This window comes from Arthrobacter sp. GAS37, from assembly GCF_044908325.1.
In the GTDB taxonomy this organism is placed as follows: domain Bacteria; phylum Actinomycetota; class Actinomycetes; order Actinomycetales; family Micrococcaceae; genus Arthrobacter; species Arthrobacter ramosus.
Genome location: NZ_JBIYDB010000004.1, coordinates 33046 through 59487, shown reverse-complemented (window position 1 = coordinate 59487; position 26442 = coordinate 33046). Strand labels below are relative to the sequence as shown.

At 64.7% G+C, this 26442-nt stretch carries 21 protein-coding genes and 1 pseudogene; 13 read left to right on the top strand and 9 right to left on the bottom strand.

What is annotated here, in order from left to right:
* Positions 1-94: 94 nt before the first annotated feature.
* The gene (locus tag ABH924_RS05285; RefSeq protein ID WP_404497480.1) at positions 95-568 is read right to left on the bottom strand and encodes a hypothetical protein; all 474 of its coding nucleotides are present in this window, start codon (positions 566-568) and stop codon (positions 95-97) included.
* A gap of 213 nt (positions 569-781) precedes the next feature.
* Between ABH924_RS05285 and ABH924_RS05280 the strand changes: the two genes are divergently transcribed.
* Positions 782-985, top strand: a complete 204-nt coding sequence (locus ABH924_RS05280; RefSeq protein ID WP_404497478.1) for a hypothetical protein — start codon at positions 782-784, stop codon at positions 983-985.
* 30 nt (positions 986-1015) lie between these two features.
* On the opposite strand, the gene ABH924_RS05275 is transcribed toward ABH924_RS05280, so the two are convergent.
* Genes ABH924_RS05275 through ABH924_RS05265 form a run of 3 tightly spaced genes read right to left on the bottom strand, consistent with a single transcriptional unit; the run spans position 1016 to position 5160 of the window.
* Positions 1016-1933, bottom strand: coding sequence for a phosphatase PAP2 family protein (locus ABH924_RS05275; RefSeq protein ID WP_404497476.1), 918 nt, complete (start codon positions 1931-1933; stop codon positions 1016-1018).
* 32 nt (positions 1934-1965) lie between these two features.
* The gene (locus tag ABH924_RS05270) at positions 1966-2952 is read right to left on the bottom strand and encodes a glycosyltransferase (RefSeq protein ID WP_404497474.1); all 987 of its coding nucleotides are present in this window, start codon (positions 2950-2952) and stop codon (positions 1966-1968) included.
* Positions 2953-2988: 36 nt separating this feature from the next.
* Positions 2989-5160: a glycogen debranching N-terminal domain-containing protein gene (locus ABH924_RS05265; RefSeq protein WP_404497472.1), complete on the bottom strand. Its 2172-nt coding sequence runs from the start codon at positions 5158-5160 to the stop codon at positions 2989-2991.
* Between the two features lie 455 nt (positions 5161-5615).
* On the opposite strand from ABH924_RS05265, the gene ABH924_RS05260 reads away from it, so the two are divergent.
* Genes ABH924_RS05260 through ABH924_RS05245 form a run of 4 tightly spaced genes read left to right on the top strand, consistent with a single transcriptional unit; the run spans position 5616 to position 10336 of the window.
* Complete coding sequence (locus ABH924_RS05260; RefSeq protein WP_404497470.1) at positions 5616-7034, top strand: ABC transporter substrate-binding protein; 1419 nt, start codon at positions 5616-5618, stop codon at positions 7032-7034.
* Complete coding sequence (locus ABH924_RS05255) at positions 7031-7978, top strand: carbohydrate ABC transporter permease (RefSeq protein ID WP_404497468.1); 948 nt, start codon at positions 7031-7033, stop codon at positions 7976-7978. The genes ABH924_RS05260 and ABH924_RS05255 overlap by 4 nt, the downstream gene beginning before the upstream one ends.
* An 8-nt stretch (positions 7979-7986) precedes the next feature.
* A complete protein-coding gene (locus tag ABH924_RS05250) occupies positions 7987-8874 on the top strand; it encodes a carbohydrate ABC transporter permease (protein ID WP_404497466.1) in 888 nt (295 codons plus the stop codon).
* A 25-nt stretch (positions 8875-8899) separates the two neighbouring features.
* The gene (locus ABH924_RS05245) at positions 8900-10336 is read left to right on the top strand and encodes a glycoside hydrolase family 32 protein (protein ID WP_404497464.1); all 1437 of its coding nucleotides are present in this window, start codon (positions 8900-8902) and stop codon (positions 10334-10336) included.
* A 115-nt stretch (positions 10337-10451) separates the two neighbouring features.
* Here ABH924_RS05245 and ABH924_RS05240 read toward each other — a convergent pair whose 3' ends face one another.
* Positions 10452-11504, bottom strand: coding sequence for a LacI family DNA-binding transcriptional regulator (locus ABH924_RS05240; RefSeq protein ID WP_404497462.1), 1053 nt, complete (start codon positions 11502-11504; stop codon positions 10452-10454).
* A 397-nt stretch (positions 11505-11901) separates the two neighbouring features.
* Between ABH924_RS05240 and ABH924_RS05235 the strand changes: the two genes are divergently transcribed.
* The 5 genes and pseudogenes from ABH924_RS05235 (at position 11902) to ABH924_RS05215 (ending at position 18695) form a co-directional block, all read left to right on the top strand.
* Positions 11902-12549: a hypothetical protein gene (locus tag ABH924_RS05235; protein ID WP_404497460.1), complete on the top strand. Its 648-nt coding sequence runs from the start codon at positions 11902-11904 to the stop codon at positions 12547-12549.
* Positions 12550-12574: 25 nt separating this feature from the next.
* On the top strand, positions 12575-13564 hold the full coding sequence (locus ABH924_RS05230; RefSeq protein WP_404497458.1) for an o-succinylbenzoate synthase: 990 nt from the start codon (positions 12575-12577) through the stop codon (positions 13562-13564).
* A gap of 109 nt (positions 13565-13673) precedes the next feature.
* Positions 13674-15765: pseudogene (locus ABH924_RS05225) on the top strand (PhoX family protein).
* 44 nt (positions 15766-15809) lie between these two features.
* Positions 15810-17519 (top strand): 2-succinyl-5-enolpyruvyl-6-hydroxy-3-cyclohexene-1-carboxylic-acid synthase, encoded by a 1710-nt coding sequence (menD, locus tag ABH924_RS05220; RefSeq protein ID WP_404497456.1) that lies wholly within the window; start codon positions 15810-15812, stop codon positions 17517-17519.
* Positions 17520-17693: 174 nt separating this feature from the next.
* Positions 17694-18695, top strand: coding sequence for a hypothetical protein (locus ABH924_RS05215; protein ID WP_404497454.1), 1002 nt, complete (start codon positions 17694-17696; stop codon positions 18693-18695).
* 37 nt (positions 18696-18732) lie between these two features.
* Here ABH924_RS05215 and ABH924_RS05210 read toward each other — a convergent pair whose 3' ends face one another.
* The 4 genes from ABH924_RS05210 to ABH924_RS05195 all read right to left on the bottom strand — a co-directional run bounded on the left by ABH924_RS05210 (position 18733) and on the right by ABH924_RS05195 (position 23062).
* Positions 18733-19509: an amino acid ABC transporter ATP-binding protein gene (locus tag ABH924_RS05210; RefSeq protein WP_308193807.1), complete on the bottom strand. Its 777-nt coding sequence runs from the start codon at positions 19507-19509 to the stop codon at positions 18733-18735.
* Positions 19506-20480: an amino acid ABC transporter permease gene (locus ABH924_RS05205; RefSeq protein ID WP_234748933.1), complete on the bottom strand. Its 975-nt coding sequence runs from the start codon at positions 20478-20480 to the stop codon at positions 19506-19508. The genes ABH924_RS05210 and ABH924_RS05205 overlap by 4 nt, the downstream gene beginning before the upstream one ends.
* Positions 20481-20515: 35 nt before the next feature.
* On the bottom strand, positions 20516-21469 hold the full coding sequence (locus ABH924_RS05200; RefSeq protein ID WP_234748934.1) for an ABC transporter substrate-binding protein: 954 nt from the start codon (positions 21467-21469) through the stop codon (positions 20516-20518).
* A gap of 201 nt (positions 21470-21670) precedes the next feature.
* Complete coding sequence (locus tag ABH924_RS05195; RefSeq protein WP_404497451.1) at positions 21671-23062, bottom strand: isochorismate synthase MenF; 1392 nt, start codon at positions 23060-23062, stop codon at positions 21671-21673.
* Between the two features lie 92 nt (positions 23063-23154).
* On the opposite strand from ABH924_RS05195, the gene ABH924_RS05190 reads away from it, so the two are divergent.
* Genes ABH924_RS05190 through ABH924_RS05180 form a run of 3 tightly spaced genes read left to right on the top strand, consistent with a single transcriptional unit; the run spans position 23155 to position 26410 of the window.
* Positions 23155-23931 (top strand): demethylmenaquinone methyltransferase, encoded by a 777-nt coding sequence (locus tag ABH924_RS05190; RefSeq protein ID WP_404497449.1) that lies wholly within the window; start codon positions 23155-23157, stop codon positions 23929-23931.
* Between the two features lie 22 nt (positions 23932-23953).
* Positions 23954-25297 (top strand): geranylgeranyl reductase family protein, encoded by a 1344-nt coding sequence (locus tag ABH924_RS05185; RefSeq protein ID WP_404497447.1) that lies wholly within the window; start codon positions 23954-23956, stop codon positions 25295-25297.
* A gap of 9 nt (positions 25298-25306) precedes the next feature.
* Entirely contained in the window at positions 25307-26410 is a 1104-nt protein-coding gene (locus ABH924_RS05180) for a polyprenyl synthetase family protein (protein ID WP_404497445.1), read from the top strand.
* Positions 26411-26442 lie beyond the last annotated feature (32 nt).

The window sequence follows — 26442 nt, the reverse complement described above, 5'->3', positions numbered from 1 at the left end:
CGAAAGCGGGCCGGGCCTCCAGAGCCGACCACCTTTGGCCGGGCCGCCTCCTAGGATTCCGCGGACGTAGGGGGATTCCGGACTGGAAAGTTGTTCAAAGGTGGTCGAATGTTGAGCCACCCGGCGATCCCGAGACGGAATCGTTGACACCTGGGAGGCATTGGCGTTCGATGATCGCAGGGGGAGCTGTCTCGGCGGGGAGTGAACAGTTCATGCGGGTAATCCGGAATGCGAAACCTGTATCCATCGTGGCGGGCAGCACCCTGGTACTTGAGGGCTGTGTCGGGATGTGGCTGGCCGCCACAGCGCCGGCTGGACCGGAAAATGGCAGGATTGTTCTACTTTCCTTCTTCTTCGCCGTCGTTGCCCTGGTCTGGGGAGTCGTCATCCTGTCATGGCGCTTCTGGTCCAAGCCGATGGTCCTGGTGCGGGCGCAGGCGGCAGATGCCATTCCCGTGATCTTGCCCCTGGCCGTGGTTTCGTCGCCCTTGCTGTCGGCGCCCGGATTCTCCGATCCCGCCAACCCGTCCCTGTGGATGGGTGGCCTGCTGCTGGCATCGGTTGCCATTTCAGTAGTGCCTGCGGAGAAGGCCGCGCTCTTGGATATCCCGCCACTACGCCCGGGACACTTCCTTGATTGGCTCAGATGGCAGAATTTCGGTGCCGGCTCGCTGTGGGTTTCGGGTTTCTTTACCGCGACGTACTTTCTTGATTCACGGCGGCTTGATGCCCTCACGCCATTGATCATTGTGCTCGCACTCGTTCAAGCGACCGTGAGCGTTTGGCGCATCAACAATTTTCCAAGGTCGCGGTGCGCCTTTCCGGCCTGCAGATCAACTGGCTACGCGTCATCCATGTCAGCCGCGGACACGAGGCAGCCGTGAAGGAACTCCGCACGATGTACCCCAAAATCGGCCCAACGCAGGCCGACATCATCATCGAAAACCTCTATCGGGCAGAAGCGCTCAGCGGACCGAGCCTCTAGACCCGACCGTCCAGGAAGCTGCGCGCGGCACTAAGGCGACTGCCGCCGTCGGGCACTCACGCCGAATAGCCAGGTGGCAGCGACCGTTGCCAGATAACCGGTGATGACAATCAAGGAGACTCCGGCCCAGAAGTAGTTGGTGGTGCTTTCCTGCCCGAAACCGCTCGCAATTCCAATCAGCGAGTACACCGCAACGGCCGCGGCGGCGACGCCTGCCAGAGTCGACAGCGAAAGCCACAAACGCGACGACGCCCAGTGGTCACCGCGGCCGTCCTGGACGTTCCAGCGCTTCCCAGTGCGCAGTACCAACCAGCCAGCCGGCAGCATGACCGCTCCCACCACGAGGAACGCGGCGACGACGTCGGCGGGCCGGTGCCACTGGTTGATGAGCGTGGAAACCCCGGCCGCCACCGCGAAAGTGCCACCGAGGAACCCCGCCAGGGGCCGCCAGCGCGGCGACACCACCAGGAACACCGCGGCCGCCGCTGAGGCCGCCAACGTGGTGTGACCGGAGGGCAGCGAGTTCAGTTCAATGGTCTGGACGCCGCGGAACGGCCTGTTCGGAAACCAGTCCTTGAGGAGCTGAGTGGCCAGGTTTGCCGCGACACAAGCGACCACCGCGATCCCGGCTGACTTCCAACGGCGGCGCATTATCGTGACGAAAAGAACGACGACGGCGGCGATCGCCACCGAGATGACCGGCAGCCAATCGAGGAACTGGGTGGTCGCCCGTTCGGTGGGACCGTTGATCGTCGCGGCTTCCACCAGGGCGGATTCGTCGATGTACTGTCCCGTCGTGGTGCGCACGAAAAAATAGTAGGTGGCGATGAATGCGGCCATGCATGCCAGGGTTGCGAGCACAAAAAGTATGCCCATCCCAGCGCCCGCCCAGCGCCTGGTGGCGGAACCATGTGTGGCCGACAGCCGGCTCGTCTTAGGAAAAGTCATTACTTTCAGGGTGTCATATTTGGCTGGGAGGATCATTTTTGCTCGGCGAGGAGTTCCTCGTAGAGTGCCAAGTGTTCGGCGACCATCCTCTCGGCGCTGAAGTAGTTTTCCGCGGCGCGGCGGCACTCGCCGCGATCCAGCGTGGCGGCGGCAATGAGGGCCTCGGCCAGCTCCGGGGGACTGGAACGGAGATACCCCGTGACGCCCTCGGCAACGATCTCCGGGGCGGATCCTCGGAATGTCGCCACCACCGGAGTCCCGGAGGCGAGGGACTCGATCATGGCCATGCCGAAGGGTTCATCCCACTGAAGCGGATTCAACAGGGCCACGGACCCGCCCAGGAGGACGAACTTGTCCGCAGCGTTCAGCTCGCCGAGGTATTCGACGTCGGGCCCCAGCAGCGGTGCGATGACCGCGGCGTAGTACTCGTGTTCTTCCGCGCTGTACATCTTGGCTGCAATCCGCAGCGGCACCTGGGCCAGTCGGGCGGTCTCGATTGCTTCCGGCAGGCCCTTGCCGGGATGCATCCGTCCGAGGAAGCAGGCGTAGCCGCCGTCGCCGGCTCCGAGCGGGACGGACTGCGTGTCTATCCCGTGGTGAATGACCCTCCGTATCTTGATCCCGGGGGCAGTGTCTGCTTGATGGTGCGAGATGGCAATGATCGCGGTGTCTGTGGCCATGGCCTGGTAGATGTCATGGTTCTCGGCCGAAAAGGGGAGGTGGGCCGTTGCGACGATGGGCGTTCCCTGCGGCCGATGCCTGTACAGCGGACCCGCCAGGGTGTTGTCGTGGATGAGGTCGACGTCGTCCATGGCCGCGAATGCGTACACGCTGTGGCGGAGTTCGTCCGTGCCGTTCCCTATCCTCGAGCCGTCGGCAAGCGGTGGGCCGGGCACCTTGGCCACTGGACATGTGCTTCCGGACGCCGCCGCCAGAAGCACATCATGGCCCGCGGCAACCAGCCCGCGAGCCAGGATATCGATGATCGACTCCGTGCCGCCGTATGCGGGCGGCGGCACTGGAATCCAGGGCGGGGCAACCAGTCCGATGCGCACCTAGTGCCCCCGCCGCGGTCCGGCGGTGACGTGGTGGACATCCAAGAGGTCTGACAACGGCTTGCGGGCTTCGCGGTGCAGAGCGATATTCTCGGGCAGGTCCGTGACCTGTGTTTCTCCGTTGGCCACCTCTACGGAGATCCGGGAGCCGGCGAGCGGGATGTTCCGCATTTTGATCTCGCCGAAGCCTTCGGGAACCACCGGTGCCAGCCAGAGGCCGCCGTGGGTGAGGCAAGGATCGAAGCGGAGCAATACCCTCAGCAAGTGAACCGGTGTGGCAGCGGCCCAAGCCTGCGGCGAACATGACGAAGGGTATGGGACGGGCGTCCCGTAGGTTTTCCTGTCCAGGCCGCAGAACAACTCCGGGAGCCGCCCACCGAACGCCTCTGCCGCATCCAGGAGGCCCGTGATGAGGCGCTGGGACTCCTCAACGAAGCCGTAGCGCATCAACCCGCCGGCAATGAGTGCATTGTCATGCGGCCACACCGAGCCGTTGTGGTAGCTCGCCGGATTGTAGGCCGCCATGTCGGAAGCAAGCGTCCGGACGCCCCAACCCGTGAACATGGTGTCCGACATCAGCCGCTCCGCGACTAACGGAGCCTTGTCGTCGTCGACGATTCCGCTCCAAAGGCAATGGCCCATATTGGACGCGCATGCGTCTACCGGCCGCTTGTCGCGATCGAGGGCGATCGCGAAATAGCCGCGTTCAGGGAGCCAGAATTGCTCGTTGAATACTCGCTTGAGCTCGGCTGCCCGCGCGCCCCACACCGCGGCCAGCTTCAGGTCTCCGTCTTCTTGGGCCATCAAGGCCCTGCTGAGATAGGCGGTGTAGACGTAGCCCTGGACTTCACATAGGGCGATCGGCGGCTCCGCCAGTGTGCCGTCGGCGAAGTTGATGCCGTCCCCCGAATCCTTCCAGCCTTGATTGAGGAGGCCATGGTCCGTGGCCCGCGAGTACTCAACAAACCCGTCGCCGTCGGCGTCTCCGTAGTCGCGGATCCAGTCCAGGGCCCGGTCCACCGCTGGCAGAAGGGATTCCGAGACGTCGGAATGGAATCCCCAACGGGTGAGCTCCCCGGCGAGCGTGACGAACAACGGGGTGGCGTCCACTGAACCGTAGTAGGCACTCCCGCCGCCAAGCGCAAGGCCCGTGGTGGCGCCGAGACGCACCTCGTGCAGAATCCGGCCCGGCTCCTCTTCGCTGAGCGGATTGACGGTCCGGCCCTGATGGTCGGCCAAGGTTTTGAGGGTTCCCAGTGCGAGCGAGGGATCCAGTGGAAGCGTCATGAAGGAGGTCAGGAGCGAGTCCCGGCCGAAAAGGGCCATAAACCAAGGCGATCCTGCGGCCACCACCGTCCGCCCGGGATGGTCGGGGTCGAAGATCCTGAGCGAGCCGAGGTCGGCCCTGCTCTGGGCCAGCGCTTTCTCGAAGGCCTTGTTGGCAAGTTCCGTTGTGGGAACCTTGCCATGCCACTCCTGCAGCCTTTCTTCGGGGACATCGTAGGGGCGCTGGTTGCCCCAAACCTGGGCGTCCGCTTCGGGTCCGACCCCCTCGATGCGTGGCGTGGCCGTCACACCCGTGGACCAATGGCCTTGAGGCTCAAGAGTGAAGTCATAGCTGATGACATCACCGTCAACCGCGCCATTCGGAGCGTCGACGGTGACAAGGACATGCCGCCCCTGCCGCAGGGACTCAAGGACAAACGAACCGTCGCTACCCCGCGTCAAATGCACACTCTCGTGGCGTGCCCGGCCCTCCTTCACTTCGAAGATGTCGGCAAAGTCCGCATTGACAGTGAGTGAAACCGTGGCGTGGGTGGGCTTGCTGGAAAAATTCCTGACCGTGATCTCTTCGTGCACTCCGCCGAACAGGCTCCGCCGGCGTTCAATGAGCAGATGGCTGTCTGCCAAGCCGTCGGTGCGAGACGCTCGGCCGACGAAATCGGCGCGATAGGGCTCCGGGACAGGAGAACCCAAGGCCTCGATGGGGTGGCCGTTCACCTCCAACGCCCAGTTTGAAACGAACCGCGTGTCACGGAAGAACATCCCGTGCGGGCGCAGTTGGTCCATATCGCCGTTGGCCGCAGAGACGCAAAACGATGTTCCTGCCAGCAGCGTCACGGCACCTGCGCCGGCCGAACCTGCAAGGTTCTCGGCATTCCAACCTGTCATCAATGGGCTCCAAAGCTAGGGACGGGGGAATGGGGCAGCTTGTTTCAGCGTATTCGCCGCGTCAGCGGAAGTGAACCCTCCTGCAGATATGGGGGCTTCTGGGCGGACGCTCGCTCGGATATTGGGGTTTTTGAGCGGACGCTCGCTCGGATATTGGGGTTTTTGGGTGGACGCTCGCTCGGATATGTCGGTTTTCGGGCGGACGCTCGCTCGGATGTGGCGGGTTTCGGGGGGACGCTCGCTCGGATATGTCGGGTTTGGCCCCGGAATTTGGGGCACATATCTGAGCGAGGGTTTGCCGGTTGAGGACAAGATCTGAGCGGGGGTTTGCCGGTTGGAGCACATATCTGAGCGAGCGTCGGGGAGGGTGAGGGGCGCGTAACACGGATGTGACGCTTGACACGTGTTAGGTGATGGATTTACGCTGCCTAACACGTGTTAGGAAGGAATGAGACATGCCAGGAAGCAATGGGAAGCTGCGTGAGATCTCACGCAGGACAGCCCTTGGTGCCTTGGGTGCGGGAATTGTCGGAGCAACGGTGGCGTCGTGGCCGCGGTTGACCGGCATGGACATCCCGGGTCGCGGGGACAACAGCCTCAGCATCGCCATCATGGGAACCGCAGCGGACGCAGCCGCCCGCCAGCGGGTCATCGATGCGTTCGCGAAGGTGCACCCGGAAATCAAGGTGAAGGTCCAGGCCATCCAGGCCGCGGACTGGAAGGACTTCTTCACCAAGATCCTCACCATGGTGGCAGCAGGAACGCCGCCGGATGTGGTCTACGTGGCCACCGAAGGTGCCCAGCTCTTCGCCGAGAAACTGGCGCACCCCTTGGACGAATACCTTCGCCGCGATGCCGCGGACATGAAGGAGTACTTCGCGGACGTCCACCCGAGCCTCGTGGAGGCGTTCATGTATAAAGGCAGCCTGTTCCAGCTTCCCATCGACTGGAACGCCGCCAACATGTACTACAACACCTCGGCCTTGCAGCAAGCCGGACTCGAACGTCCCGCGGATGACTGGACCCAGGTCGATTTCCGCAACACCCTGGCTGCCATGCGGAAAGCAAGGCCGCAGGATTTCACTCCGTATTACTGGACCAACAGGCTCTTCGGCGGCGTAGTGCCCTGGCTCTACGCCAACGACACCAGCTTCCTCAAGGAATCCAAGTCAACCGGGGGCGAATGGCTCTGGGACAGCTTCTACGCCCAGGATCCTTCCCGCGGACTGCGCTCCGGCGGGTACCAGTGGCTTGAACCCAATGCCGACGACCCGCGGGTGTACGAGTCGTTCGACTACCTCCGTGGCCTGGTCAAAGATGGCCTGGGCGTCCGACCCGAAGAAGGCGGCGGCAATTCACTCGTCGGGCTGTTCGCCTCCAACAGGATCGGCATGACCCCGGCCGGGGGTTACTGGGTGGAAGGCCTCCACGAAGCCGGAATGAAGGAAGACGGCTTCGACGTCCAGTTCTTCCCGCGCTGGCGCACCCAGCGGCACCAGTTCGGCACCGCCGGATACGCCATCATGAAGACCGCCAAAGACAAGGACGCCGCCTGGGAGTGGCTCAAGTTCGCTTCCAGCCTGGAAGCCATGCGCTTGGTCTTCCCGACGCCGAACACCACCCCCGCGCGCCGCTCCATGGTCAACGAGCAGTTGTACGCGGGACGCGGCCCCAAGCACTGGAAAGTCTTCTACGACACCCTGGACAAATTCCCCACCACAGGTCCCATTCCGGCACCGCCCCAGCAGGCCGCCGTCGAGACCGCATTGATGAAGAACGTATCCCTGGCCGTCAGCGGTGACGAGCGCCAGCTCAAGCAGGCCCTCGACTCCATGCAACGCGACCTTGAGATCGCCTTGAGGAGGCAGGCATGAGCACGGCAACAACGGGCATGTCCACCAAACGCCGAAACGGCGCCGCAGCGAAAAGCCAAGAATCAAACGGAAAACAGCGCCAGCGCTGGCTGCCCTGGGCGTTCCTGGCACCCACCATCCTGGGCATGGGGCTGTTCACGCTCGTGCCGATCGTCGCTTCACTGGTCCTCGCGTTCTTCCGCTGGGACATCATTTCTGCGCCAAGCTTCGTCGGGTTCGACAACTTCGCCGAAGTGGTCCAAGACCCCACGGTGCGGGTCTCGTTCCTGAACACCATACTGTTCGTGGTGGTCGCCGTGGCCTTACAGCTCGGCCTCGCCTTGGCGTTGGCGATCATGGTGCAGGAGAAACTGCCGGCCTGGCTTCGCGTCTTCTTCCGCAGCGCCTTCTTCTTCCCGCTGATCCTGTCCGCGGCGTCAGTGTCCATCTTCATGCGCTACCTGTTCAACGAACAATTCGGCGTGGTCAACTGGCTCTTGTCCTTCGTCGGCATCCCCGCCGTCCCGTGGCTGACGACGCCGGCCGGTTCTGCCGCCGTCGTCATCCTCGTGTACGTCTGGCAGAACTTCGGGTTCTCGTTCCTGCTGTTCATCGGCGGACTGGCGTCCATTCCCACCGAAACCTACGAAGCCGCATCGATCGACGGCGCCACGGGCTGGCGCAAACACCTCCACGTGACGCTGCCTCTCTTGAGTCCCACCACCTTGGTGGCGTCGGTCATGGCGATCATCAACGCCCTGCAGGTGTTCGACCAGCCCTACGTCCTGACCCGCGGCGGCCCCGGCGACTCCACGCGCACCGCGGTGATGGTGATCTTCGAGTCCGCGTTCCAGCGCCTCGAGTTCGGCCAGGCCTCGGCGATCGGCGTCATCCTCACGCTGATCATCATGGCCATCACAGCCGCCCAGTTCCGGCTCAGCAAACGATTCGTCTTCTACCAGTAAGGCCCGCCATGACTGCAACCTCAACCCAGCGCGCCGCCGTCGATCGCTTGGCTCCCCAACGGCCCGCGGCCCGCAAGAAGCGGAACTGGAGCATGGCGGGACGAATCGTGCTGCTCCTGATCGCGTCCGTCCTCATCCTCGGCCCGGTGCTGTGGACCCTGTCCACCTCGCTGCGGCCACCGGCGGAATCATTCCAGCTGCCGCCGTCGTTCCTTCCCCTCAACCCCGATTTCTCGTCCTACGACCAGGTCTTCAAGCAGCTCAACATCATGCTCCTGGTTCTCAACAGCGCCCTCGTGACGGGACTGATCGCCGTCGGGCAGATGTTCACGGCGGCGCTCGCCGGCTACGCGTTCGCCAACCTCAAGTTCCGCGGCCGCGGGGCACTCTTCTCGATTGTGCTGGCCACCATGATGGTCCCGGCGCAGGTGACGATCGTTCCGGTCTTCATGCTGATCCGCGGCATCGGTTTGTCCGACACGCTCCTCGCACTGATCCTTCCGGCGATCCCGACGGCGTTCGGCACCTTCCTAATGCGCCAGTACTTCCTGGGGCTGCCAAGTGATTTGGGCGAGGCAGCCGCGATCGACGGCGCCTCGCCGTGGCGCACGTTCCGCTCGGTGTATGCGCCGCTGGCGATGCCGGGCATGGCGATCGTAGGCATCCTGGCCTTCAACTACCACTGGAACGAGTTCTTCCGCCCGCTCATCCTGACCATCTCCGAGCAGAACTTCACGCTCCCGCTGGGCTTGGTGTCGCTGCAGGGAAACCTCGGCACGGGCAGCATCTCCGTGGTGCTGGCCGGCGTCATCCTCTCCATGATTCCCGCCCTGGTGGTGTTCATGTTCGGCCAGCGCGCATTGCGTGACGGACTCACCGCCGGCACCGGCAAATAGCCTCTACATCCCTGAAAGGACTCCGATGACGGACCTCGTATCGTCCGCCCCTGCACTTGCGGCGGCCGCCACCCACCCGGACCCGGCTTTCCCGCGCTTCCACCCCCGGCCGGCGCAAGGCTGGATCAACGACCCCAACGGCATCAGCTACATCAACGGCCGTTACCACGTGTTCTTCCAGTTCAACCCGGAATCGGCGCGGCACCACCGGATCCAGTGGGGCCACGTCAGCTCCCCGGACCTGGTCCACTGGGATGAGCACCCAGTCGCGCTGCGCCCACAGGATGGCGGGCCGGACGAGTTCGGTTGCTGGACCGGAGTGGTGACCGACGACGGCGGTGTCCCCACCGCTGCGTACTCGGGGGTGCGGGGCGATGGTGGGCATTCGCAAGTGGTGATTTCCCGAGGCTCCGCGGACCTGCTGAGCTGGGAACAGGACGGCCACATTGCCGCTTCCATGCCGGGCGATGGGCTGGTCACGGCCGTGCGCGACCCCTTCATCTTCCACTTCAACGGCAAGCGCTACGCCATGCAGGGCGCCGGGCTGGCCAATGGACATGCTGCTTTGCTGCTGTACACGGTGGACGACATGTCCGACTGGAAGTACCAAGGCATTTGGCTGACCACTGAAAACCCCGTGGCTGCCACGCACACCCCGGCCGAGATCTGGGAGTGCCCGCAACTCGTTCAGGTGCCTTCCGACGGGGTGCCCTCCGGCGGGATGCTCTCCAACAGTGCCGAAACCTGGGTCATGATGTTCTCCCTGTGGCTCTCCGGCGACGACCACGAGCACGCCAACGGCGTGGGCCACCTGATCGGCTCGCTGGCCGAGGACCCGTCCACTGGGCTGCCCGTGTTCGTCCCGCGTTCCGGCGGCAGGTCCGACCTTGGCCGGGATTTCTACGCCCCCCAGATCGTTCAGCTGGATTCTGCGTCCTCGTTTGGGGCGGGGGCGGGTCCTCGCGCCCTCCTATGGGGATGGGCCAACGAAGGCCCGGGCCGTGATGGCCGACGTGGCCGTTCGCAAGACGAGATCGACGCCGCAGGCTGGGCGGGCGTGTTAACACACCCGCGCTTCCTCTCGGTTGAGGACGGTGCATTGGTGGTTGCTCCTGCGCCGGAGGTTGAGGCGTACCGGGGTTCCGTGCTTGCGCGCGGGGCGTCCGGGTCCGTTGCCTTGCCGCCGTTTGCCGAGGCTTTTGTGAAGACTGGGACTGTTGGTGAAGCCGGTGAGGTTCGGCTGGTCCTGGCCTCCGGCGCTGAACGGCAAGTGGTTTTTGCAGAGCCGCTGTCCGCCGGCCAGGAACTCCGCATCTTCGTGGATGCTTCCCTCGTGGAGGTGTATCGGACAGGTTCCGTCGCCACGACACTCCGTGCCTATCCTGCGGCTGGGGAAACGTGGATCCTTGAGCTTCCCGAAGGTGCGGCGGCGGACGTCTGGGAACTGAAGCTGCCGGAATAGGCGGCAGGCCGTCGTCGGGCACTCAACTTTTGACCACATTTGGCCGGAGTCGCAATCCGGGATCCCCGTATTTCCGCGGATTCCCGGGCGACGGCCCGACCAAAAGTGGTCGGATCTAGAGGGCGGGAACGGGCCCTGTTGACTCACGGACCACCAAACGGCAGGGAACCATGGTTTCCAGATGGCCGATGCGTCCCGTCGTCGGACGCTGGGCCCGGTCCTCAATCTGCTTCAGCAACATGCTCATCGCGGCAGCACCCATTTCCCGCAGCGGAAGTGCCATGGTGGTGAGCGCGGGGACCATGGTGGCCGCGATGCGGAATTCGTCGTCGTAACCCATGATCGAGAGGTCGCGCGGTACGGCCAGGCCTAGGCGCGCCGCAGCCAGGGCGACGCCGACGGCGAGGCGATCGTTGGCGCACACAATCGCCGTCGGCCGTTCGGTGGCGGAGAGCAGTCCCATCGCGCCATGGAAACCGTCGTTGATGTCCCAACCGGCCATGAACACGCGGTCTTCGCGAACGAGGATGGCGGCCTTGGCCATCGCTTCCCGATGCCCCACGATGCGCAAGGGCACAGCCGGGGAGGTGGCGGCGCCGGCGAGGAACGCGATATCGCGATGGCCCAGCTGGAGCAGGTGCTCGGTGGCTTCCCGACCGCCGGAAACTTCGTCCGGGATCACGTGGCGCAACTGCGGGGTAGGGCTGTTGTCGAAGCAATTAGCGAGCACCGAGGGGACGCGCAGCATGCCCTGGGGCACGTCGAGCGGCTTCAAGCCGACGGTGACATACATCAGCCCGTCCACTTGCCGGTCCAACAGGGTCTCGACGGCGCTCTCGTCACGGGAGGCGTCGCGCTCGGTGTCCATCACGACGGTGACAAAGCCGTGTGCCCGGGCGACGTCGTCGGCGCCACCGATGATGTTGCCGTCGAACGGGCTCACCACCACCTCGTCCGACACGATGCCGATCACGCGTGTGCGCTGGTTCCGCAGGCTCAGGGCGATGGCGTTGGGGGAGTATTTGAGGTCCGCGGCGGCCTGCCGGATACGGTCCTGGCTTTCCTTGGCCACGTTGCCGTCTCCCCGGCCGTTGAGCACCAGCGACACCGCACTCCGCGAGACGCCCGCCCGTTTGGCGACGTCGAGTGCTGTGGCCTTGCGCTGCATGCGGGCTCCTCCGGCTCTGGTTCCATTTCTTGCTGCATTCTACCTAACGCGTGTGAGGGATGGCCCGCACACTGTTCCCCAGACGAACGCTCGCTCACATATGTGCCCTTCCAGCCGAACGCTCGCTCACATATGCGCCCCGCCAGGCTGACGTCCCCACCAACGCGGTATCGTTGGGCGTGCCGGGCAGAACCGGTGTTTCAGATCTATGGGGGTGGGTCCGATTTTTTCCTTGCGCCAAATGGCCACGATCGTGCTGACAGCGGCAGTGGCGTTGAGTCTCAACGCCTGCGTGTTCGATGTAACTGCTGCCAGACCGCCGGCCCATGCCGGGACGTCCTCCGCCCCTCCGACCTCCAAGCCATCCGCGGCACCCACTACAAGCAGTAGTACCCAAATGCGGGTCCAATCGTCGCAAGAGCTGCAGGCGATGCTCGGCAACCTCCGTGCTCCCGACGGCGTGATGTCGCGGCTCATTGATGAGGCAGCGATTCAGGACATGCAGGATTCGATGGCAGTCGGGCCCGCCGACATGACCACCGATCCCGCCAAATGCCGGGACCTCCTGAAGGCAGGAGAGTTGGTCGACTACAGAATCCCGACGGCGGCCGCGGTGCTGGGGCCCCAGGCGAATATGTCCGTCATCATGGCATCATCCGACGATTCCGGCTATTTCTGGCAGGGTATGTACAGCATCGGTAAAGTCCTCGGATATTGCACCGAGGTGACTATTAGCTCGGGGAATCAATACGTGCACTCGTCCCTGACGCGGTTGAATTTGGATCTTCACGGCTCGAAGTCGTTCACCTACGTCACCACTATCACCGGTTCCGGGTCGCCGATCCATGTGCTTCGTATGGTCACCATGAGCGGAAACCTGTTCGTCACGGGGGTCCACCCGCTGCCGGATGCGCAGCCCACGGATGCGGTCATCCGGGAGCTCAGCAGCTACGTCAACGCGATCGTTGACCATGCCGGCGATCCGGTGCCCACTACTCCCGCCACGAAGCAGCGCACCCCGCCACAAACAGGCAACTCGGCCTGACGGCGCCCCACGCTACAGTGAAACCATGCCTCCATTCCCCACCCTCGACGAGCTCCTTGCCACCGCCAAAGTGGTCAGCCTGCCGATGAGGGTCAAGTTCCGGGGCATCACCGAGCGCGAGACCCTCCTGTTCCGCGGACCGGCCGGGTGGGGCGAGTTTTGTCCGTTCCCCGAGTACGGCGACGCCGAGGCTTCCCGCTGGCTCGCCGCCGCCGTCGAAGCCGCATGGCAGGGTTTTCCGGCGCAGCTGAGGGACATCATTCCCGTCAACGCCACCGTCCCCGCCGTACCTGCCGCCCGGGTGCCCGAGGTCCTGGAGCGCTTCGGCCGGGTGGACGCCGTCAAGGTCAAGGTCGCCGAGCGCGGGCAGGAACTGGCCGACGACGTCGCGCGCGTCACCGCGGTCCGGGAGGCCCTGCCGGACGCCGCGATCCGTGTGGACGCGAACGCGGGCTGGGACGTGCCGCAGGCGGTTGAGGCACTCGGGCGACTCTCCGCCGTCGGGCTCGAATACGCCGAGCAGCCAGTGCCGCACATCGAGGGCCTCGCAGAAGTCCGCCGACGGCTCGCGCAGCAGGGCACGCCGGTGCTCATCGCCGCCGACGAATCCGTGCGTAAGGAAGACGATCCCCTCAAGGTGGCGCGCGCGGGCGCGGCTGACCTGATCGTGGTCAAGGTGGCACCGCTCGGGGGAGTGCGGCGCGCGCTGGACATTGTGGCGCAAGCCGGGCTTCCCGCCGTCGTGAGCTCGGCGCTGGACACCTCGGTGGGGATCCGCGCGGGTCTCGCGCTCGCCGCCGCGCTGCCGGAACTGCCGTTCGCGTGCGGGCTGGGGACCGTGCGGCTGTTCGCCTCGGACATCACGCGGGATCCGTTAGTGCCCGACGACGGCGTCATCCGCGTCCGCGAAGCCGTCGCCGACGAGGGGCTGCTGTCGCGGTATGCGGCTCCCGCTGAACGTCGCGACTGGTGGCTTGACCGGCTCCGCCGCGTGCACGCTTTCTTGAATGCATAGATTGCTGTGAAAATGCTGGGAATTCACCGTGATTTTACCGGGGCGTCCTCTCGGATTCCGCTTGCGCTGCAAGGGTGGGGAAATCACTCAATCCCCGGAGGTATTTCCCATGTCTGAATCAACCGCGCGCAAGTTCGGCTTGCTCCCCATGCTCGGCCATACGAAGGGCAAGCGCAGCCCCGTGACGTGCGCCCTGAAGTGCGACAACGCTTGCTCAGGCGAGGTTTGCAACACGAGCTCCAACGCCTACTTCCGCGATATCGCTTCGGCAGCTGTGTCCCGCCGCGCCGCACTGGGCTTTGGCGCCGTCGGTGCGCTCGCCGTCGTGCTGGGCGGGCCCGGCTCCGCGGAAAAGGCCGTTCCCGAAGGCGTTGGCCTGTCCGAGGCGGCAAAGTCGGGCTTCGACAAGGCCAAGCTCAAGTTCACGCCGATCAAGCCTGTCGACTACACGGTTGACGCGTTCACCGTGCCGGATGGTTTCGCGTGGCAGCCGATCATCCGTTGGGGCGATCCGCTCTTTGCCGACTCCCCGGTCTTCGAGCTGAACGGCCAGACCGCAGCGGCGCAGGCCCTCCAGTTCGGCTACAACAACGACTACACGGACATCCTGCCCATCCCGGATTCCAAGGACCGCCGTGCCGTACTCTTCACCAACCACGAGTACACCAACGAGAACATCATGTTCCCGGCCACTTTGGCGGCTGCGGAGGCGCGCGCGATCGGGCGTGCCGCGCACGGGCTCACGGTTGCTGAACTCGAGCGCAAGAACAAGAACAAGCCGTGGAACTACGTCAAGGGTGCGCCGCTCAATCGTCGGTTCCTGACCGACACCACCAACGAGCTCACCGGCCCGGCCGCTGGGACGGACCTCGTCAAGACCATCGACGACCCCTCCGGCCGGGCTATCAAGGGCACCTTGGGCAACTGCTCCGGCGGCACGACTCCCTGGGGCACCATCCTTTCCGGCGAGGAAAACTTCAACGGCTACTTCGTGGCTCCCGGCACCTCTGCGGGCGACAAGCGCTACGGCCTCACCAACAAGCCAACGGCCCGTCAGTGGGAACCGGATGAACCGCGTTTCAACACCAACAACGCCGGATACGCCAACGAGACCAACCGCTTTGGCTGGATCGTGGAAGTCGACCCGTTCGACCCCTCCTCCACACCGAAAAAGCACTCCGCCATGGGCCGTTTCAAGCACGAAGGCGCCAACGTGATCGTTGCCGCCTCCGGCCGTGTGGTGGCTTACATGGGCGACGACGAGCGCTTCGACTACCTCTACAAGTTCGTCTCCAAGGGCAAGTACATGGCCGGCGGCTCGGCCGCGGCCCGCCGGAATAACATGAACCTTCTCTCGGAAGGAGACCTCTACGTCGCCAAGTTCACGGGTGACTCTCCGGCGGCTGAGATCGAGGGCACCGGAAAGCTGCCCTCCGACGGCGCGTTCGACGGTTCCGGCGAATGGCTTCCCTTGGTAGTCGACGGCGCCTCCGCAGTTCCGGGTATGTCCGTCCCCGAGGTCCTGGTCTACACCCGACTCGCCGCGGACAAGGTTGGCCCCACGAAGATGGACCGCTGCGAAGACGTCGAGCCGAACCTGGCGACCGGCAAGGTCTACGTCGTCTGTACCAGCAACTCGGACCGTGGCAAGCCCGGCAAGGAAAGGCGCCACCGAGGTCAACCCGCGCACGCTTAACCGGGACGGCCACGTCGTCGAAATCACCGAGACCGGGGACCAGACCTCTACGCGCTTCAACTGGACCCTCCTGATGGTGTGTGGAGATCCGGCCAAGAACTCCTCCACATACTTCTCCGGCTTCCCGGCCGACAAGGTCTCGCCCATCTCCTGCCCGGACAATGTGGCCTTCGACTCGGCAGGCAACATGTGGATCGCAACTGACGGCGCGCCGTCGTCCATCGGGTATGCGGACGGCCTCTTCAAGGTCACCCTGGATGGCAGCGAACGCGGCAAGGTGGAGCAGTTCCTCGCCGTACCGCGCGACGCCGAGACGTGTGGACCGATCGTGCACGACGACGAGCGGACAGTTTTCGTCGCCGTGCAGCACCCGGGCGAGGAAGGGACGTTCGACGCCCCGCACTCCTTCTTCCCGGATTACGTGGGCGCCGGAGCCGCCCCGGCCGCCGGCCAGGTCCGCGCCCCGCGCCCGTCGATCGTGCAGGTGTTCCGCAAGGACGGCTAGCCCGGCGAGCGTCGGGAGGGAGGCGCCGCTAATAGACTGGTGCGGTGACTTCGCAAGGCTCCCTGAGCTCCCTCGCCGCTGCCCGGATCGCCGTTAAGGCGTTGCTCGACGGCGGTGTGCGGCACGTGGTGGTCTCTCCCGGTTCGCGCTCGGCACCCATGGCGTACGCGCTGGCCGAGGCCGAAGCGGCCGGGAACGTCAGGCTCCTGGTCAGGATCGACGAACGCTCGGCCGGGTTCACGGCCCTGGGCTTGGCCCTGTCGACAGGCGCTCCGGCGGCCGTCCTGACCACCTCGGGCACCGCCGTCGGGAATCTCTTGCCCGCGGTCATGGAGGCCAACCACGCCGCCGTGCCCCTCGTGGTCCTTTCGGCCGATCGCCCCGCCGAGCTGCACGGTACCGGCGCCAACCAGACCACCATTCAACTGGACCTCTTCGGCGAACACGTTCGCTTCGCCGTCGACATCGCCGCGGGCAGCAACCCGCAGCGGGCTGTCGAGACTGCCATCTACGCGGCAACGGGCGCCCTCGAAGACACGCCCCCCGGGCCGGTGCAGCTCAATCTGGCGTTCCGCGAGCCGCTGGTTCCGGAACCGGGCGAGGCGCTGCCCGCCACTAAGGGCCACGGAGTTTTCCACTACGACTCCGGTCCCCAGCCGCTGAGCATGCCCCTCGCTCCGGCCGAACTAACGGAACGTCGGACGGTGGTTTTGGCAGGGCACGACGCCGGTCCGGTCGCCGAAGCTTTCGCCCGCGCCCACGGCCTTCCCCTGCTGGCCGAGCCGTCGTCCAACGCGCGCTTCGGTCCCAACGCGGTGGGGCCGTATCGCCTCATGCTGGACAACTTCGGGCCCGGGGCTGCGCTGCCGATCGAGAGGGTGGTGGTCTTCGGACGGCCGACTCTTTCCAGGCCCGTCGCCGCCCTGCTGGCCCGCAACGACCTCCCCGCCGCCATGTACGAGCCCGTTCCGGTGGCCTGGTACGAGCACGGCCGGCGTCGCGAGGAGCGCTTTGATTCCTTGGCTGAGTTGGCTGGGTTCGCCGGCCGGGGCTCGGATGAGTGGCTCGACGCCTGGCTTCTGGCCGGCGCCGCGGCCCAACACGCGCTCGACGGCGTCCTCGAGGCAGAACATGCAGCCAACGGACCCGCCGTGGGAGCCATCGTCTGGAAGCACGCGCGCGGGCAGTTGGTCCTGGGCTCTTCCAATGGCATCCGTGACGTCGACCTCGCCGGGCAGCCCAGCCCCGAGCCCCTCGCCACAGTGTTCGCGAACCGCGGCCTCGCCGGCATCGACGGCACCATCTCCACGGCCACGGGAATCGCCCTCGGCGCGGGCCGCGAAACCACCCTCCTACTGGGCGATGTCACCTTCCTGCACGACGCCGGAGGCCTGTTCCTTGGAGCTGGCGAACCCGGACCGGACCTGCGCATCGTGGTCCTCAACGACGCCGGCGGGGGCATTTTCGGCCTCCTCGAGCACGGCAAGGTGGAGGACGACGGTGGCTACGGCACCGCCGTCGAGCGCCTCTTCGGCACCCCGCACAGTGTGGACATTTCAGCGCTGGCCGCGGCATACGGCGTCGGGCACACTTCGGTGCGTACGACGGCGGAGCTCGCCGCGGTGCTTGCCGCGTCTTTGAAGGGGCGCAGCATCGTGGAAGTACGTACGGACCGTCCCGACCTGCGTCCCTTGCACGCGCGCATCAAGGCCGCAGTGGCCGCGGCAGTGTCCCAGGTGCTGCTCGGGGCGTAGGTTGTCCGGGACACGCAAACGGGTTGGAGACGCGCAAACGTACGGACGATACCCGGATTCAAGTGTCACCTGCCCGTAGGTGTGTCGTACGTCCGGGTGAGGGTCGTCTGCAGTTGTCCACATACGGCAGGAAGGGGCTCGCGCAGCCCGTTGTTGGGCTGTGATCGTGGATGAATGAACACACTTCCGCGGCTGATTCTGGCGAACGACCTGTCCAGGATCGGTCTGACTACCCGGGGTTTGTCTGCACAGGCCCGTTCCGGGAACCTTGTCCGCATCCGGCATGGAGTATACGTGGAGGCGGTGCGGTGGAACTCTTTGCAGCCGTGGGAGCAGTACAGGCTCCGAGTCGAGGCCGCGGCAGAGACGTTCACTTCGCCCACCACGTTTTCGCACCACTCAGCCGCGGCAATTAGCGGGATACCGGTCATCCTGCGGAAACAGCCGATCCACGCACTCACCGCATTCTCCGGCGGTGGTCGGTCCCGCGCAGGAGTCCGTCGGCACTATGTACCTGAACAAGCCCACAACAGTGAACAGTTGGAACGGTTTCTCGTCACGGGCCGGATCCGTACTGTCCTCGATATCGCCGCGACGGTCCCTTTTGCGGAAGCCGTGGTGCCCATAGATCACGTCCTGAAGCCGGACGCGGCTCGAGGCATTCCTGCGGTCACGAAGGAGGAATTGCTGGCTGGCATAGATGGGAGGTATTCGCAGGCGGCGGTTCGGCGTATCTGGGCGGTGGTCGATTTCGCCGATCCGCAGTCCTGCTCGCCGGGAGAGTCCTATAGCCGGGGGCTGATCCACGTTGTCGGCTTTGCCCCGCCCGTGCTGCAGTACGAGGTCAGGAACGGTACTTCCAGGGTCGCCATCACGGATTTCTATTGGGAGGAGACCAGGGTTGTCGGTGAATTCGATGGTCGCGAGAAGTACCTCAAACCGGAGTACCTGCGTGGCCGGACGCCGTCGGATGTGGTGTATGAGGAAAAGGTACGCGAAGACCGGATCCGGGCCACGGGCAGAAACGTGGCTTGGTGGGTCTGGGACGAACTCCACAGTCCGGGCCGACTGGAACGAATACTGCTCGACGCCGGAGTGCCGCTCCGTCGTCGCGCCTCTGGGGGACACCCAAATGTGTCCGTGACAAGCAAACGGGCCGGCGACACTCGGATATGAGTGTCACCGGCCCGTTTGCGCAGCGATTGCCTGTTTACTACAGCACTCGGCTGAGGAATTCCTTGGTGCGGGCGTGCTGGGGGTTGGCGATGATTTCGCGCGGGTCACCGGATTCCACCACCACACCTCCGTCCATGAAGGTCAGGCGGTCGCCGACTTCGCGGGCAAAGCCGATCTCGTGGGTCACCACGATCATGGTCATGCCGGACTTGGCCAGGTCCTTCATCACGTTGAGCACATCGCCCACGAGTTCCGGGTCAAGGGCGGACGTCGGCTCGTCGAAGAGCATCAGCTCCGGTTCCATGGCCAGGGCCCGGGCGATCGCGACACGTTGCTGCTGGCCGCCGGAAAGCTGAGCCGGGTAGTGGTTGGCTCGGTCGGCCAGGCCTACACGATCCAACAATTCGAGGGCGGCCTTCTTGGCGACGCCCTTGTTCTTGCCTTTGACCTGAACGGGCGCTTCCATGACGTTGTACAGAGCGGTCTTGTGCGGGAACAGGTTGAAGCGTTGGAAGACCATGCCGATTTCCCGGCGCTGCGCGGCGATTTCTTTGACCTTCAGGTCGTGGAGGCGCCCGTTGACTTCACGGTAGCCGATGAGTTGGTCGCCGACGGAAATGCGGCCGGCGCTGATGGTTTCCAGCAGGTTCACGCAGCGGAGCATCGTGGACTTGCCCGAACCGGACGGGCCGATGACAACGGACACTTCGCCCTGGTTGACCGTCAGGTCGATGCCGCGGAGCACGTGGTGGGGACCGAAATACTTGTGGAGGCCTTCGATCCGCACCAGCGGTTTCTGGGTGGTGATCGTCATTTTGCCTCATCCTCGGGGAAGTCCATCTTCAACGACGGCTCTGCTTCGGCACTCGGTGCCACGGCTGCGGCAGCCTTGGCGGCCGCGGGGTTGATGACCGCCGGCGCGAGGTTGGTGTCAACGCCCTTGCCGTAGTAGGCCTCGATGTAGTGCTGGCCGACCATGAGCAGGCTGGTGATGACCAGATACCAGATGGCTGCCACGATCAGCAGCGGAACCGGAAGGTAGATCCGGTTGGCCAGGGCGTTGGTCGCGAAGGTCAGGTCCAGGGTGAACGGGACGGCCAGAACCAGGGACGTGGTCTTGAGCATGCCGATCGTTTCGTTGCCGGTGGGCGGGACGATGATGCGCATCGCCTGGGGCAGGATGATCCGCCACATGATCTTGCCTTTGCCCATGCCCAGGGCTTCGGCGGCTTCGGTCTGTCCCTTGTCCACTGACTTCAGGCCTGCCCGGAAGATCTCGGCCAAGTAGGCCGATTCGTTAAGGCCAAGCCCCAGAATTGCCGCAACAAGAGCCGTAATGACTGTGCTCGTGTCGACGCTGAACAGTTCCGGGCCAAACGGCACCCCTGCGCTGATTTTGGGGTAAAGAACGGCGATCAAGCCCCAGAACACCAACTGGGTGTAGACCGGGGTGCCGCGGAAGAACCAGACCCATACCCAGGAGGTGTAGCGAAGGACCGGGTTGTCGGACTGGCGCATCACGGCCAGCAGGATGGCCAGGACAATCGCAATGACCATCGAAGCTACAGTCAAGAGCAACGTCCAGCCAACGCCCTGGACGACCTTCACGTCCAGGATGTAGGTGCCCACAACGTCCCAACGGAAGTTGTGGTTCGTAATCACGCTCTGCACCATCAGTGCAAGTACGCCAACAATGATGATGGCGCTGATCCAACGGCCAGGATGCCTGACAGGCACCGCATCGTTCAGCACGGGCGCTGCGTGGCCTGGTTGATGATGATCCATCTGTGCACCTGATTTTTTATCGGTGGCGGGAATACTCAAGACTTGACCGCCGGGTTGACCTCGGACTTGGTGATGGCGCCTTCGGCGTTGCCCCAGCCAGTGAGGATCTTCTTGTATGAACCATCAGACATGAGCTTGGTCAGCGTCTTCTGGATGACATCGGCGAGAGCGGTGTCCGACTTGGCGACGGCGATGCCCTGGGGAGCGGCGTCGTAAACGTCGCCGAGCCTCTCAAGCTGGCCGTTGGTCTGGGTCAGGGCGTAACCGATGATGGGGGAGTCGGCTGCCATGGCGTCGATGCTGCCGTTGACGAGCCGGGTGGTGACGTCGGTCTGGTTCTTGAGCGTCACGATGTTGATCGGCTGCTTGCCGTCAGCTGCGCACTTCTTGTTGCGGCCGGAGAGGTCCGGGTCTTCCTGGACGGTACCGGTCTGCACTCCGATGGACTTGCCGCAGACGTCATCCAGGGAGAACTTCTTCGGGTTGCCCTTCTGCACGGCCCAGGCGGTGCCGGCGTTGAAGTAGCTGACCATGTTGACGGCGCCGAGGCGCTCAGGGTTGATGGTGAAGGACGAAATACCCAGATCGTACTTGGGGCCGAGGGCGGGGAGGATGCCCGTGAATTCGGCGGTCTGCACCTGGACCTTCAGGCCGAGGGTGGCGCCGATTGCCTTGGCGATGTCCACGTCATAACCGACCGGGGTCTGGCCGTCGGTTCCGAGGAATTCCGCAGGAGCGTAGGTCGTGTCCGAGCCAACGGTCAGCGTGCCCTTGGACTTGATGGCCGCGGGGACCAGTGCAGCCAGGGTGTCGTCCTTGGTGATGGTGCTGGGGTCAAAGCTTGCATTGGCACTGCCGGAAGGCGAGGCGGCACTCGAGGGGCCCGCCTGTGAGGCGTTGGTGCAGGCAGTCAGTGCCAGGGCGCCGATTGCGATGATTGTTGCAGCCTTGAGCGTCGAACTGACCGGAAGCGAACGGAATTTCTGCATTTTCTTACCTTTTGTTGCAGTGGATGCGAAACTAATCGGTTCATAGTGTAGCGCCGAACATGAGATGTGCGTCACAGAAAACTAAGTTTTACTATTGGATAACCTACCAAGTAAAAAATCAAGCCCCCCACCATGGCTATTGTCTCGCACCCCAGACATCCACGGGGGTAGGTTTCGAACCGAATCCTTGGGTTTGGACTCTTAGCTGCTGATACCCAGTGACTCGAGCATCGGCCGGAATTTGGCCCAGGTCTCGGCCAGTTCGGCGTCGGGAACGGAGCCTTCAACGATCCCGCAGCCCGCGTAGAGGCGCACAGTCGTAGGACTTTCGATGATCGCGCCGCGCAGTGCGATGCCCCACTCGCCGTTGCCCGCGGCGTCGAGCCACCCGACCGGTCCGGCATACGGCCCGCGATCCATATGCTCAAGCTCCCGGATCAACTCCCCGGCAACCAAGGTAGGCGTCCCACACACGGCGGCCGTAGGGTGGAGCGCGTTGATCAGGGCAAGGCACGTAGGGACATGTCCCTCGATATCGGCGAGCTCGGCCTTCACGTCCGATGCCAGATGCCACACATTGGGCAGCTCCAGAATGAACGGTTCGCTGTGGGCGTTCATGGCCTCGGAAAAGGGCGCGAGCTGGGTGGTCAGCGATTGGATGGCGATCTCGTGCTCGTGCCGTTGTTTCTCGGAACCGGCCAGCACGCGTTCGGCGTATTCCATGGGGGAGCCGTTCACGCCCTCTGCGTCGCGACGGTCCAGCGTCCCGGCCAGGACCCGCGCCTGTGCAGTGCGGCCCTCCACCTGGATGAGCATTTCCGGCGTCGCCCCCACCAAGCCGTCGACGCCGTAGGTCCAGCATTCGCGGTAACGGCTGGCCAGCTGCTGCAGCACTTTGGCGGCGTTGACGCCGTCGGGCAGCGTCGCCAGGACGTCGCGCGCGAGAACCAGCTTCTCCAGCTTTCCGGTTCGGATTTCCGCCACGCCGTCGGCCACGGCCTTCTTCCACGCGGATTCGCTCAGCGAACCGCTCTCCAGCGTGACCTTCCCGTCCCCCAACTGGCTCGCATTTGTTGTCGTTATGGGCCTTCTAAACGACAACAACTGCGAGTTAGTTGGGTGCCCGACGCCGGAGCCTCCAACCGCGGTAGGCTCGCCGTCCGCGGGGCTAAGCCAGCCTGCCAGGGCGGCGAGGGCGCCCGCCTCGGTGAGTTCGACGTCGTCGAGCGTCAACTGGGTGAGCCACGACTGCCCATCCCGGATCCCGACAACGATTTCCGGAAGGATCAAGCGGGATTCAAAGTCGGACGTCTTGGAGAAGGCAAAGGAGCCAAAGGCCACAGGGCCCGTGCCGGGGATCTCAAGGGGATCCGTGACATCGGCCTCGATGACGAGGTGGCGCCACCACATGTCGGCCTCGAGAAAGCGATCAGGACCGGAAGCAGTGAACCGCGCGAGTTCGCCAAAGCCCACCAGTCCGTTCTCGCGGCGGGACCAGCACAGGACGTCGTCCCGGACCAGAAATGACGGCAGTCCCCCGGAGGATGAATCAACATCGAGGGGGACTGTCAAGGTGCGGAGCGTACTCGTCATGATGGAACAACATTACTCCCGCGGGCAACGGGGGCTGCGCGGACCGGAGCGCCCCGAAAGTTCTTCCCATATTTGTCTGAGACAATTGCAGGGTGAACCGAGCATCCTTGGAAAAGCGTCCGGACGAAGTTGCGACGATGTTTGACGATGTCGCCCCCAAATACGACGTCGTCAACGATGTCCTGTCCATGGGGCAGACCCGGCGTTGGCGCCGCGTCGTCGTGGACGCGATGGATGTTCGGGTCGGCCAAAGGGTCCTGGATCTGGCTGCCGGTACCGGCACATCCAGCGAACCGTACGCCGACGCCGGGGTGGATGTTGTGGCCTGCGACTTCTCCCTGGGGATGCTGAAGGTCGGCAAACGCCGCCGTCCGGACATCAACTTCGTTGCCGGGGACGCCACCAAGCTGCCCTTCGCGGACGACTCCTTTGACGCCTGCACCATTTCCTTCGGCCTGCGCAACGTCAACGAACCACACAAGGCCCTCGCGGAGATGTTCCGCGTCACCAAGCCCGGCGGACGCCTCGTCATCGCCGAATTCTCGGCCCCCGTGGTGCCCCTCTGGCGGACCATGTACACCGAATACCTCATGCGCGCATTGCCCGCCATCGCCACCAAGGTCTCCTCGAACCCGGACGCCTACGTGTACCTGGCCGAGTCCATCCGCGCATGGCCGGACCAGGACCACCTGGCCGCGTGGCTGCAGGAAGCCGGCTGGACCGACGTCAATTACCGCAACCTGAGCGGCGGCATCGTAGCGGTGCACCGCGCCCAGAAGCCCGGTGCCGAACACCGGGAAAGCGTTCCCGTGGCCAAGCTGCGCCGCCAGATCAAGCCGCGCCGCCAAGCCGGCGATCAGTCCCGCTAACCGGCCTATTAACAAGGACGCTGTGAACGTACTGATAGTCGGCGCAGGGCCAGCCGGGTCCACCGCCGCGTACTACCTTGCCCAGGCGGGCATTTCCGTGACGGTTCTGGAAAAGACCGCCTTCCCGCGGGAAAAAGTCTGTGGCGATGGCCTTACTCCCCGCGCCGTCCGCGAAATCCAGAAGCTCGGCCTCCCGCACGCCGAGGACGAGGGATGGCGCCGCAACAAGGGGCTCAGGCTCATCGCCGGCGGACGCACCATTGAATTGCCGTGGCCCGAGGTCGCCGATTTTCCCACGTACGGACTCATCCGCACGCGCCTCGGATTCGACGAGGAGCTGGCCCGGCACGCCCAGTCGGCGGGCGCCGTCGTGCTTGAACGCCACAGCGTGACCGAAGCCCTGCGCGACGACGCCGGGCGCGTGATCGGCGCGCGCGCCGCCTTGCTCGACGAGTCCGGACGCAAGACGGGCGAAACGCGCGACTTCCATGCCGACGTCGTGCTCGCCGCAGACGGCAACTCGACCCGGACCGCCGTTTCGCTCGGCATGCACAAGCGCGACGACCGCCCGCTCGGCGTCGCCGTCCGCACCTACTTCACCTCGCCCCGCCACGACGACGACTGGATGGAAGGCTGGCTTGAGCTCCCCGGTAAGTCCGGCAAGCCGCTGCCCGGTTACGGATGGGTTTTCGGCGTCGGCGACGGCACGTCCAACGTCGGCCTCGGGATCCTGAACTCCTCGAAGGAATTCGGGAAGCTCGACTACAAGCGGGTCCTGCGCGAATGGACCGCCGGCATGCCGTCCGAATGGGGCTTCACGCCCGAAAACCAGGTGGGGGAGATCCGCGGCGCCGCCCTGCCCATGGGCTTCAACCGCACCCCGCACTACTCGCCCGGGGTCATGCTCCTGGGCGACGCCGGCGGCATGGTTTCACCGTTCAACGGCGAGGGCATTTCCTACGCCATGGAGTCCGCCCGCTTTGCGGCCGAGTTCATCATCGACGCGTCCTCGCGTTCCCGTTCGGCCGGATGGACGGCCGACGACGCCGACGCGCACCTTTCGCGCTACGCGGACTACGTGCGGGACCAGTGGGGTTCACACTTCACCCTGGGCCGCGTCTTTGCTGCCCTCATCGGCAAGCCCGCCGTCATGAAACTCGCGCTACGGACGGGCATGCCCATTCCGGTGCTGATGCGCTTTGTGGTGCGGATGCTCGCCAACCTCACGGATGCGTCAGCCAAGGGTTTCGAGGACCGCGCCATCCGCGTCCTCGAGATGCTGGTCCCGGCCACGTCCAACACCACATCCACTGCCGCTTCCACCCGCGTCGGCACCGAATCAACGCTTTCCTCCGCGAAAAGTTAGGGTTAACCCGTGACTCACTCTGCCGAACACAGCTGGACGCATGCCGGGCACGGCCTGCCGGACGTTGTCGAACCCGCTCCCACCACTACCGCGATCGCCACTGGCCTGCAGCTTCCTGCCGGTTTTGCGGCTATCGCCAAGGACGTGGAGCTGGGTCCTGCCATCACCACGAACCTTGCCCGCGTGGAAAAGAAGCTCCGCGAAGCAATTGCCAACTCGGATCCCCTGGCTGACGCAACGTCGCGTCACCTGGTGGAAGCCGGCGGCAAGCGCATCCGCCCGTTGTTGACCCTCCTGTGCGCCCACCTCGGCGACGCATCCCGTCCGGAAGTGGTCCAGGCCGCCGTCGTGGTTGAACTGACCCACCTCGCAACCCTCTATCACGACGACGTGATGGACTCGGCGCCCTACCGCCGCGGCGCCCCCACGGCCCACGAAGTCTGGGGCAACTCGGTGGCTATCCTCACGGGTGACTTGATCTTCGCGCGCGCCTCGATCCTGGTGTCCGAACTCGGTTCGCGTGCCCTGGGAATCCAGGCCCGCACCTTCGAACGCTTGTGCCTCGGGCAGCTGCACGAAACCGTGGGCCCGCGTGAAGGCGAGGACGCGGTGGAGCACTACCTCTCCGTCATCGCCGACAAGACCGGTTCCCTCGTTGCCGCCTCGGGCCAGCTCGGTGCCATCTTCGCCGGTGCCGACGAAGCCTTCGAGGACGTGCTGGTGGAGTACGGCGAGAAGGTTGGCGTCGCCTTCCAACTGGCCGACGATGTCATCGACGTCACCGGCGTCAAGGTCAAGTCCGGCAAGTCCCCGGGTACGGACCTCCGTGAAGGCGTTCCCACGCTGCCCGTCCTCCTGCTCCGCAAGGCGGCCGACAATGGTGACCGCTCCGCCGTCGAACTCTTGAAGCTGGTGGACGGCGACCTGTCGTCCGACGAAGCCTTGGCCTTGGCCGTCGCCGGGCTGCGCGAGCATCCCGTCACCGCCGAATCCTGGGTGATTGCGCGCCAGTGGTCCGCTGAAGCCATTGAAGCCTTGAAGCCGTTGCCCGAAGGCGTGGTCAAGGAGTCGCTCACGAACTTCGCCCACGCGGTTGTGGAGCGCGCCAGCTAGTTTGGCGACCCGCAGGCCCAACTAGCTCGTAG

What these genes read in the sequence shown, in the direction of transcription:
- ABH924_RS05285 (WP_404497480.1), bottom strand. Translation starts at nt 568, where the DNA reads ATGGCAACCGATGCCAGCAGCAGGCCACCCATCCACAGGGACGGGTTG.
- ABH924_RS05275 (WP_404497476.1), bottom strand. Translation starts at nt 1,933, where the DNA reads ATGACTTTTCCTAAGACGAGCCGGCTGTCGGCCACACATGGTTCCGCC.
- ABH924_RS05265 (WP_404497472.1), bottom strand. Translation starts at nt 5,160, where the DNA reads ATGACAGGTTGGAATGCCGAGAACCTTGCAGGTTCGGCCGGCGCAGGT.
- ABH924_RS05260 (WP_404497470.1), top strand. Translation starts at nt 5,616, where the DNA reads ATGCCAGGAAGCAATGGGAAGCTGCGTGAGATCTCACGCAGGACAGCC.
- ABH924_RS05255 (WP_404497468.1), top strand. Translation starts at nt 7,031, where the DNA reads ATGAGCACGGCAACAACGGGCATGTCCACCAAACGCCGAAACGGCGCC.
- ABH924_RS05250 (WP_404497466.1), top strand. Translation starts at nt 7,987, where the DNA reads ATGACTGCAACCTCAACCCAGCGCGCCGCCGTCGATCGCTTGGCTCCC.
- ABH924_RS05245 (WP_404497464.1), top strand. Translation starts at nt 8,900, where the DNA reads ATGACGGACCTCGTATCGTCCGCCCCTGCACTTGCGGCGGCCGCCACC.
- ABH924_RS05240 (WP_404497462.1), bottom strand. Translation starts at nt 11,504, where the DNA reads ATGCAGCGCAAGGCCACAGCACTCGACGTCGCCAAACGGGCGGGCGTC.
- ABH924_RS05235 (WP_404497460.1), top strand. Translation starts at nt 11,902, where the DNA reads ATGCGGGTCCAATCGTCGCAAGAGCTGCAGGCGATGCTCGGCAACCTC.
- ABH924_RS05230 (WP_404497458.1), top strand. Translation starts at nt 12,575, where the DNA reads ATGCCTCCATTCCCCACCCTCGACGAGCTCCTTGCCACCGCCAAAGTG.
- ABH924_RS05215 (WP_404497454.1), top strand. Translation starts at nt 17,694, where the DNA reads ATGAACACACTTCCGCGGCTGATTCTGGCGAACGACCTGTCCAGGATC.
- ABH924_RS05210 (WP_308193807.1), bottom strand. Translation starts at nt 19,509, where the DNA reads ATGACGATCACCACCCAGAAACCGCTGGTGCGGATCGAAGGCCTCCAC.
- ABH924_RS05205 (WP_234748933.1), bottom strand. Translation starts at nt 20,480, where the DNA reads ATGGATCATCATCAACCAGGCCACGCAGCGCCCGTGCTGAACGATGCG.
- ABH924_RS05200 (WP_234748934.1), bottom strand. Translation starts at nt 21,469, where the DNA reads ATGCAGAAATTCCGTTCGCTTCCGGTCAGTTCGACGCTCAAGGCTGCA.
- ABH924_RS05195 (WP_404497451.1), bottom strand. Translation starts at nt 23,062, where the DNA reads ATGACGAGTACGCTCCGCACCTTGACAGTCCCCCTCGATGTTGATTCA.